The sequence below is a fragment of the Paenibacillus sp. FJAT-27812 genome (assembly GCF_001273905.1).
Classification (GTDB): Bacteria; Bacillota; Bacilli; order Paenibacillales; family Paenibacillaceae; genus Pristimantibacillus.
In genome coordinates this window covers 2,573,056-2,582,958 of the sequence record NZ_LIGH01000001.1, presented here as the reverse complement: position 1 = coordinate 2,582,958, position 9,903 = coordinate 2,573,056, and the positions used below count along the sequence as shown (strand labels likewise).

The window sequence follows — 9,903 nt, the reverse complement described above, 5'->3', positions numbered from 1 at the left end:
ACCGCCATCATCAGAACCTACACCGGTGACTACGCCTCAGAATACGCCTAACTCAACGACGCCAACACCTACGAGTACGCCAACCTCAACACCTGTTGTCTCGACTGCACCTACTCCTACATCATCACCCGAGGTTACTACAATCGTTGAGATCGTGGATGAGGAGCCGCCAATCGGAGGAATCGATGATAACGAAAATGGCGAGCCGCCTACAGATACCGTTATCGATGTAGCCGAGGATCAAGTTCCGCTTGATACGCTTCCAAAAACGGGCGATTCCAGTCCTATCCCGTATTATCTCATTGGCGCCTTTGCCCTTTCAGCCGGCTTCCTATCGCTTCGCAAGAAACGGCAAGGAAGATAACCGGTAGGATCAAACCATCTGATAATTGTATTTTCATCTCCGGAGCAGCCTAAAAGGCAGCTTCGGAGTTTTTTTTCGCAGCTCACACCTAACGGGAGCTAAGCATACAAAAAATCCCGCATCATCCGATACGGGATTTTTAATGATTTGAAATTTAAAGCGTAACCCAGCCATATTTGATCGATTGAATAACAGCTTGCGTCCGGTCATCAACTTCCATCTTTTGCAAAATGCTGCTGACGTGGTTTTTAACTGTTTTCTCACTGATAAATAGAAATTCACCAATTAGCTTATTGCTCTTGCCTTCAGCCATAAGTCTCAGCACCTCTGCCTCGCGGCGCGTTAGAGGGCTCTCGTCGCCTGCAACGAACTTCACTCCCGGCTCTTGTGCAGCAGCTGCTCCCGATACGATTCCCATCTCGTCCAAATAAGTCATGCGGCGAAGCTGGTTAATCAGCTTGCCAGTAACTTTAGGATGAATGTAGGCATGTCCTTGAACGACAGAGCGGATGGCATTAATTAACGATTCCGCTTCCATATCCTTAAGCAGGTAGCCTGTAGCCCCTTTGCGAAGCGTTTCAAATACATAGCTCTCATCGTCATGGATAGATAGAATGATTACCTTAACATCGGGAAACAAGCTTTTCAAACGCTCTGTCGTAACGACACCGTTCTCGATTGGCATATTAATATCCATCAAAACGATTTCAGGAATCGTGTGATTACAGAACTCCATCACTTGAATGCCGTCGCCGCATTCGCCAATGACTTCAAGATCGTCTTCCATATTCAGAATCCGTTTAAGTCCTTCACGAAATAGCTGGTGGTCATCCGCAAGTAAAATTTTGATTGTATTTGCACTGCTTGCAGGTTTCTGGATCATCATCTTACTCCTTTCTAGATTCGGCAGTCGTAGGTATGTCTATCATAATTTTCGTCCCTCTACCGGGATTTGAGTCTATATCCATCCTTCCCTCTATCAGCTCAATACGTTCTCTCATCCCCACCAATCCAAAGTGTGCGTTTTGGCTAGCATCCTGCTCAATTAGTTCGCTATGAAAACCAACGCCGTTGTCCTGAATAACGATAGAAATCTGTTGTGGCTGATAGTTAATTTCGAGCAAAACATGAGTAGCACTCGCATGCTTCAAAGCGTTGGTAAAGGCTTCCTGAACCAAGCGGTAAATAGCCGCTTCCATTGCAGAGGGCATCCGAGCTTCTTTACCGATTAGCTCGAATACGGTATGTATTTTCGTTTTCTCTTCAAAATCCTGCGTGAATTTGCGAAGAGTCGGCACAAGTCCCAAATCATCCAGCGCCATCGGACGCAAATTAAAAATAATTTTGCGAATTTCTTCTAGGCCGGAACGGACCTGTCCTTTCAAATCTACTAATTCTTCCTGTACCATCACAAATTCCTGCTTGATAAGCATTCGTTCTGCAATTTCTGTTCGAAGAACGATATTGGCGAGCGATTGTGCCGGACCGTCATGGATTTCTCTCGCGATCCGCTTTCGTTCTTCCTCTTGCGCCAATATGATTTTTAAGCCTAGCAGCTGCCTTGTTTTGGCGGATTCAATGATTCGAGTAACCTGGTTCAGGTCACCCGCTAAATACTCAAGCACAACATTTATTTGCGAAGCAATCGTTTCAGCTCGCTCAATCGAATTTTCCACATTGCGGACGCGTTTTTGCAAATCATCCCGACGTGCCTTCAAGTAAGACTCTTTCTCGCGATACACCATCAAATCCAATTGAATTTGAGTAGCCTTCTCATACGCTGACTTAATGTCGTCTTCCTTGTAGCGTACAAAATCCCGGCTTACTTCTGTTAACCGTATACGCGCACGACGGTAGTCCAGCTCCAGCTGATCGACCTTATCGATCGTCTTCACCGTTTCCTGAAGAACGATCTCAAGCTCCTGCTCCAGCGACTCCAGCTCCGTGCGCGCCGATTCACATATTTCATAAATCTGATATTTGCTGTCTTCCATCACTTCGATTGCATTCTTAATAACTCGATTTATATCGACGGTTAGGTGGTCCACGATAGATCGGCAACCTTTCTCTACTTAAAGGTTTATCTATTCTATCATAACACAGAATATAGCTATTTCGTCCATCGTTAATCGATGGTAATCTTTTTGGCTTTGCCGTCATAGCCCACTTTTAATCCCAGCTTCTCCGAGAATAGACGAACCGGAATTAGCGTGCGGTCGTTTCGAACGATCGGAGTTACTTCTGAGGTTTGACGCACGCCGTTTAAAATTAGATCTTTTTTCCCAAGCGTCATTTCCATCAGCTTATTGCCGCGCAGCACCGTAACTTGCCCCGTTTTACCATCAAAAAGCAGCTTGGATCCCATTGCGTCCGAAACGAACCGAACCGGTACATAAGTGACTCCATTCAGCACGATTGGCGCCGAATCCAGCTTGATCGCTTTACCATTAACCGTAGCAGCAGTCTTGCCTACGATCATCTCTACTTTCGTTTTTGAATCAACCGTTACGGACGGCGGATATTGCAGCTTCATGTTATCTAGTCCAATTGAACCAGATGCTGCCCGCTCATCCTGTCCCTCGGCAATCGTAACGATGTAGATGCGTTTGAGCTTAACCGGGAATTTCATTCCAGCTGACGATAGGTTCAGCTTCACATTTTTCCAGCCGTTGAAGTCCAGCTGCTTGGCAAGATCCAGAAGATGCGCTTTTCCGTCCGCATCAATAAACTCCGCACGTACCCAGTTCAGGCTGTTATCTCCGTATAGGTCTACGGTCATTGAGATTGGCGAGCCTTCGATTGCACGGCCTGTCGAATTAAACACTGCATAAGATGCTTTCGTACCTGTTCCATTCGTAAAATCATAATCCAGCTTTAACGCCTTCGCGGACGTTTGGCCCGGCAAATCAGACACTAGGTTTACGCTGCCAGCCGTTTCAGCAGGTGTCACCTGTGAAGTAATCGGATAGGTCGATTTCTCAAAGTCCTCGAAGGTGCTGACCGATTCTCCTTGCGTAAATGGAATCATAGCCGGATAACCGTCATAACGGGCAATTGCGTATCCTACAGTCGTTCCTGCATTAACCGATTGAACCGTTAGGCTATCTCCTTTTTGCGCGGCTGTGAAGCCAACAAATTCCCATTTTACGGAGTCGCCGCTTAGCTTATAGGTATTGCCGTTTTTGAGCTTCATCGTAAGCGGAACGGAAATGGTTGCTCCCTTAGCCAATACGCCCGCTGCCGTATCAATGGATAGCGAGGCAATTTGGTCTTGGCCAATGACTTCAATATCCTGTTTTGTCGATATTCCGCCCGACTTCACGCTGAGCGTCGTTTTCCCTGCTTTTGTCGCCGTAAACTCATTGCCTTGGAAAGTTCCGATCGCCTTCTCAGAGCTCCATACTGCTGTTCCATTATCAACATCATAGGGATTGTAATACGTATCATAACCCTTCAATGAATAGGAAGACTTCTGCCCTATTAGCATGACTTTAGATCCACTTACAGAAATACCTTTAAGCGTTCCTTTTGGCGCTGTTGTGAATACGCCTATTCCGTTAGCCACGCTCCGCTGCGTTGTGCCGTATTGCGTAGAATGAGCAAGCTGCAGCGCACTATTACCAAGCGGACGCTCGATCATCGTCGTTGAACCGCCGCCATCGAGATTGACGCCTTTATAAACGCCTAGCTGCACCATAATCTGCTGAAGCTCCTTCAAGCTCACACCCGTATTGCTGCCATATCGCTCACTCGTAATGAGATAGACTTTCGTTCCGTCCTGTGAGTAGCCGACACCAGTCCGCGAGGTATAAGAGGAACCGCTAACCCCCGTAATATCACGAGAGAACGCAGCAGCAGCGCCGGCATTAACCAGAAGCGTATGACCGCCTGCCATCATCTCGAAGGACGCAGGATCTACCTTCGCTCCCGTTGTCTGTGACACAAGCGAGTAGTCGGCTGTAATCGATTGTCCGATCTGCAAATGCTCTTTTACGTATGTAGCTGCTAGGCCGTGCGTACGAAGGATGTATCCATCGGCTGGCGCTTGTCCGGCTATTGCTTTATCAATGGAAATTTCCTCGATAATTCCGTTGCGAACCAATACCTCCGTAGGTGTGGAGCCTGAATTTTTGGGCCGTTCCGCCCCGCCCCAGGCACTAGTATAAATATACATCTTATTGACATGGCTAAAGTTCGTGCCTGTCGTTTCCGGAACATAGGCCGATTGGTTCAATCCCTCAAGCGGGAAGCTAGACCCATCTGCAGCCGTCACTAAGCCGTCGAAGGTATAATTATCGATCATTGGCTTGCGATCCTTCGATATCGAAAATGCATGCATCCCCTTTAGCTTAGCTGGGCTCGACATGAACATGCCGCTCGAGACTTGCCCTCCAAGAGGCGCGCCTTCATTGCCCATTACGAAGACGTCAGCATTGATTGCAGCTACCGCTCCGTTTTCTTTTGTCATATTAAGAATCGTGTTGACTTGACCAATGCTATTATTTCTCCCGCTCATCGCATTTAAGGATACGTAGGGATTCGTTAGGTCGACTTCTATGACATGAACATCGGTTTGTACCTTCGAGCTGCCGCGCGTCGCCGTGTATACGTAGTCAAGCCGCTTGGCTCCCGCTGTAACATATGATTGTTGTGACAGCTTAAGAACAGTATTGCTAGCAGCCGCCTCTGTGGGCTCCACAAGTGCCGTTTGCCAGCTTCCAGGCAAAAGTGACGCTACTGGCTGTACTAGCAACGCTCCACCTAACACAACGATAATGACGCGCTTCCCCAAGCTTTCTGTCTGCCGTCCGATGATTTTCTTAACCTTACCCATTAGATTAGCAACTCTCCCATCCATTAATCTAATAGTTATAGACTACAAGAGTAGTAGAAAAGTTACGTCCGATAAAAGAGTACTATCGTATTCTCTAGACTGATAGATATCGCCTATGTAATAAAAAAGGCTCAGACCGCACATTTGATGCACGGACCGAGCCATATTAATTGCTTATTACGGAGTCAAAAATTTCACCTTTTGCAGCAAGCGCAGGATCATAACGGATCCTTCCGCGCGCGTTGCATTGGTTTGCGGACTCAATGTCGCCGCCGTTTTACCGCTAATGACACCGATATAAATCGATTTTGCTACGTCAGACTGCGCCCATGCGCCAACTTTCCCGCGATCCGTGTACTTCTGGAGGTAGGAGGAAGCCGATTGAGGCAGCTGAACCGTTAGACCTGCTACACTAGCGGCTCTAATCATCATCACGGCCATTTCCTGACGCGTAATCGGATTGTTAGGCTTAAAGGTGCCATCGGTATTGCCAGCCACAATTCCTGCTGCCGATGCGGCGCCAATATAAGCTCCCATTGTCGTATTCGTATTGACATCCTTAAATCTGGCCGCTGCCGTCTTGTCGCTGCTTAGCCCTAGACCTTTGGCGATGTATGTGGCAAATTCACCGCGCGTAATCGCTTTATTCGGCTCAAACTTAGATGCAGTCCGGCCCTCTACGATGAATTTCCGCGACAATGTATGAATATTGGCCGCTGCCCAGTGATTGGCTAAATCCGAGAAGCTCGCTGAGTTAGTCACAAGCGCATATGAGCTATTGCCCTTCCGCTTGAACGTTGCTGTCGTCTTGCCTGAGCTTGTCGTAAGCTCAGTCGGCACATAGGAAAGCCCGCCTGTCGTAGGGTCGAACCACACGACTGCCGCCTTGCTCGTGTCCACGGACTGGTAAGTCTGAATCGTACGCGACACATAGCTGTTAAAATCATTCAATGGCTTCTGCACGGAACCGCTGACAGCGGTAACGTCGAAGTGGTAAGGGCCGGCTAGCATACCGACATTGGAGCTATTGATTTTTGAGTTGAGATCTCCCGTAAGCGTTGATGAACCTTGGTCGATTCGGATCAGCAATTGCCCCATTGAACTGTTGCCATTAAGCAAAGTATTTATTTTCGCAAAATCCGTCGCATTTAATTGCAGCTCATAAGTCGCATCGCCATATTGCACAGCGAATACGGATTTAGCATTGATGCGGGATGCCATATCCAGCGTGCTTATTGGAACAGACACAATCGCTGCACGTTCTGAGGAAGGCACTTTAAACGCGACACGAGGTATTGCGATACCGGCTGTACGAGCGGTTGAAAATGCCGTAAGCAGCTTCTCGCTCGATATTACATAACGATTTGCTTGTACGCCTGCTGGAGAAGTGTCCATTACAGTGGATGCTACTGACGTTTTTAAGCCAATTCCTCCACCATCAGATTCTTCATACTCACCTGATAAGCCATCCAAGATCGTTGTTTGATTGGCCGCATTTAGATTAGTGAAGCTATTTATCGTCGTCCCGCTATTCGTGCGAAGACCGGTAGTGCTCGAATAGTAGCTCACCGTCACCGTCTCTCCCATGCCAACTGGGGAGGCTAGCCTTAAAATGACCGATGATCCGCTCAAATCTACTCGCGATACTAATCGTACTGCGTTATTCGAATTTACTAGAAACTGAGAAATGCCAGGCACATAACTGCTGTTCATTGACTCAGCGAAAGTTAAGGTTATTGTAGAGCCTTTTGCAATAACGCCATAAATGGTGCCGTTTTGCCCTCCTCCGCCGCTACCTCCACTTCCAGACGTAACATTGGTAAAGGAGGATGCAGCATTTCCTGCCAAGTCTGTTATCAACGACATCGAGGCCAAGTACGATACGGATGCCACTTGTCCAGTTGTTATAGCTGATGAAAGTATTAATAGCACGGAATCACCAGAAATATTGATTTGTAGTACAGGACGTACGATGTTATCGACCAATACATTGAACTGTCCCACTGTTGGTACACTCTGTGTGTTCAAGTTCTTATTGTATTTCAATGTGACAATGTTGCTGTTAACGCTAATATATTGAAGGGTGGGCGTACCAGTATCAGGCACACTGTAAATACTGTAATTGTTAAAAGCCCCCAAGTAGTTGCCAGCCTTATCTCTAACTGGATTAGAGCCAGGCGTATAAGTCACATAAACGTTTTGATAGCTTTGAATCGATCCGTTAATCGTAAGCAAAATATTGTTTCCGTTGCTTGAGATGGAAGTCGTACTGTAATTAACGCCTCCGATGTTAACTGAGAATTGCAGATATGCGTAACTATTTACTTGCATTAGTTCTTTATTAAAAGATAAAGTAATGGCGCTTCCTGAAGCGTTACCGCTTATTACCGTAGGTGCTGTGACATCTTTTGCACCAGGCACATCCTGATTGGCAATGCTTGCTGCTTGATTGCCTGATGTATCTTGAATAAGCCCTACGGCTGCTTTAGAATATGACAGCTTCACTTGTTGTCCCGCAACAATTGGGCTAGAGAGTGTTAGGTAAACAGCTTCTCCTCTTACCTGAACGCCAGTCACTGGTCGCGGAGCTCCATTTACCGTCACATAGAAACTCCCCGTTGACGGGACCGAATGTACATTTAAATCTTCGTTAAAAGATAGAGTGATCGTTGATCCGCTCCACTCTAGCTTGCTAATCGTTGGCGCTGTTGTGTCCGAACCAAACGTATGAAAAGTCCATTGATACTCGTTTAGTATTCCTGCAAAGCTGTTTCCAGCTAAATCGGTTACAGCACTAGCATCAATCGTTATATAGTAGGCGGTTTTGGCATTCAATGCCTGTGATGGCGTAATAACTAATAAACTATTATTATTGCCGTCAATATAAAAATTCCCTGGAATAGGCTGCAGCGTGTTATCCCCTACAGGATTAAACATGATCGATCCTGTGCCCTTTTTGACAGGCTCGTTGAACGAAGCCGTAAAGGCTTGACTCAGCCCAACCGAAACCGCATTATTTACCGGATTCAGTAATGATAGTGTAGGCCTCACTGTATCCTGCGCAACCGTAAAGGACCAAGCTGACGAGGATGAAAGCCCTGCATAGTAATTGCCTGCCGCATCGCGAATTGCGCGATTGCCGATTGTAACATAATATTTTGTATTATTTACGAATGCCTTCTCGGCCTCGCCACTAATCGCTTTATTCGGATCAATCGTAATCTGATATGTTCCGCCACCCGTTACTCGCTCCGAAGTGACTGGAATCGAACGGAATAATGCTCCTGTTGCTGAATCTCTAATTTCAATTGCGCCGCTGCTTAGAAAAACGGGCTCATTAAACGTAATTTGCAAGAGAGAGCTCAAGCCGCTGATCGTTCCACCCGCCGCCGGCAAGACCGCTGTTGCAAGAGGCGGGGTCGTTTCATTGCCAGGATCCGTACTAAAATTCCATACGGAGGCGCCGGCAATCCCATGATACCATTGATCGCCATTTGGGTCCTGCTGGGTGAACGCACCTGCATCAATTAACACATAATAAGCTGTATTAGCCTCTAGATTTGAGCTTGGAGATATATGTACTTGATTATTAGTAACAGTTACTCGAGATGACAAAGCGCTAAAGCGTTCAAAGGTTGTGTTATTGCTTATCCGTCGTATTTCAATATATTTATCTGCACGTGCTTGAACATTTTTGTCAAATGTAATATTTAGCGTTGCAGTGATCGGCACCGATGTCGCATTGTCTGCTGGAACGAAAGGCGCTGCCACATTCACTGGTGCAGTATCCGTTGTAAAGCTCCACGTTGTGCCATTATAAAGATTGCCCGCCGCATCCTGAAAGGCTGTACTCGGAATCGTAACGGAATACGACGTGTTTGGCTGCAGTGCAGCTGGAGGCTGAATGATGATTTGGTTCGTCCCGCTGCCCCTAACCGCATTCGAAGTCACTGCAATCGTTCTATTATCCTCTGTAGAGTTGATTTGGATGCTGCCGCTTGCAACATATACCGCCTCATCGAAGGTAATGATAATAGGTGTCGTAATTGCCGCAGGCGAAACATTAGGAATTAGCTTTGTATGCGACGGCCTGGTCACATCCACTTCAGCAACCGTTCGGAAATTCCAGCTGCTAGCGCTATTGATCCCCGCATAACCGACATTGTTCGAAGTGTTAACAAAGGCACCGGCATCAACCAAAACATAATAATTTGTATTTAGCGCGAAATGATATGTCGGGTCTATCGTCACCGTTCTCTGAGATGCATCAATGGAGATTTGATTAGACGATAAAGGAATCCTTTCCACCAAGTTGCTCGTTGCATAATCGTAAATGGAAATGGATGTTGAATTAGACCCTTTGCTCACATTTTCATCAAAGGTCATTTTCAAATCAGCCGTAATCGATACGTTAATAAGATCATCAGCCGGGCTGAGGCTTAATACGACTGGACCCGTAGATGCTGCAGCCGCTTGCTGCGTGCCAAGAGGCCAGCTTGCCAAGCTTAATTGGAGAAACAGCATTACGGCGATAAATGAAGAAAGCTTGCTGGTTCGGTTCATTTCAATTCACTCCTCAAAAAATTACACTCGTACTCTATTTGTCGGTTAGTTGACATGAAAAATTTAGGTTAAACTCCTTTTTTGTGTCGAAAGGCAAACAAAAAAAGCTGACCACGGAGTAGTGTAACTACTTCAAGGTCAG

5 protein-coding genes are annotated in these 9,903 nt (G+C 46.6%); 1 reads left to right on the top strand and 4 read right to left on the bottom strand.

Going from position 1 to position 9,903, the window contains the following annotated elements:
• The coding region (locus ADU23_RS32080) for an LPXTG cell wall anchor domain-containing protein (RefSeq protein ID WP_197286058.1) at positions 1–364 on the top strand (364 nt) is incomplete at its 5' end.
• 154 nt (positions 365–518) lie between these two features.
• On the opposite strand, the gene ADU23_RS11110 is transcribed toward ADU23_RS32080, so the two are convergent.
• The 4 genes from ADU23_RS11110 to ADU23_RS11095 all read right to left on the bottom strand — a co-directional run bounded on the left by ADU23_RS11110 (position 519) and on the right by ADU23_RS11095 (position 9,761).
• Entirely contained in the window at positions 519–1,247 is a 729-nt protein-coding gene (locus ADU23_RS11110; RefSeq protein ID WP_053373810.1) for a response regulator, read from the bottom strand.
• A 4-nt stretch (positions 1,248–1,251) separates the two neighbouring features.
• Complete coding sequence (locus ADU23_RS11105; RefSeq protein ID WP_053373809.1) at positions 1,252–2,412, bottom strand: sensor histidine kinase; 1,161 nt, start codon at positions 2,410–2,412, stop codon at positions 1,252–1,254.
• Positions 2,413–2,489: 77 nt separating this feature from the next.
• A complete protein-coding gene (locus ADU23_RS11100; RefSeq protein WP_053373808.1) occupies positions 2,490–5,198 on the bottom strand; it encodes a stalk domain-containing protein in 2,709 nt (902 codons plus the stop codon).
• Between the two features lie 177 nt (positions 5,199–5,375).
• A complete protein-coding gene (locus ADU23_RS11095; RefSeq protein WP_053373807.1) occupies positions 5,376–9,761 on the bottom strand; it encodes an Ig-like domain-containing protein in 4,386 nt (1,461 codons plus the stop codon).
• Positions 9,762–9,903: the final 142 nt, after the last annotated feature.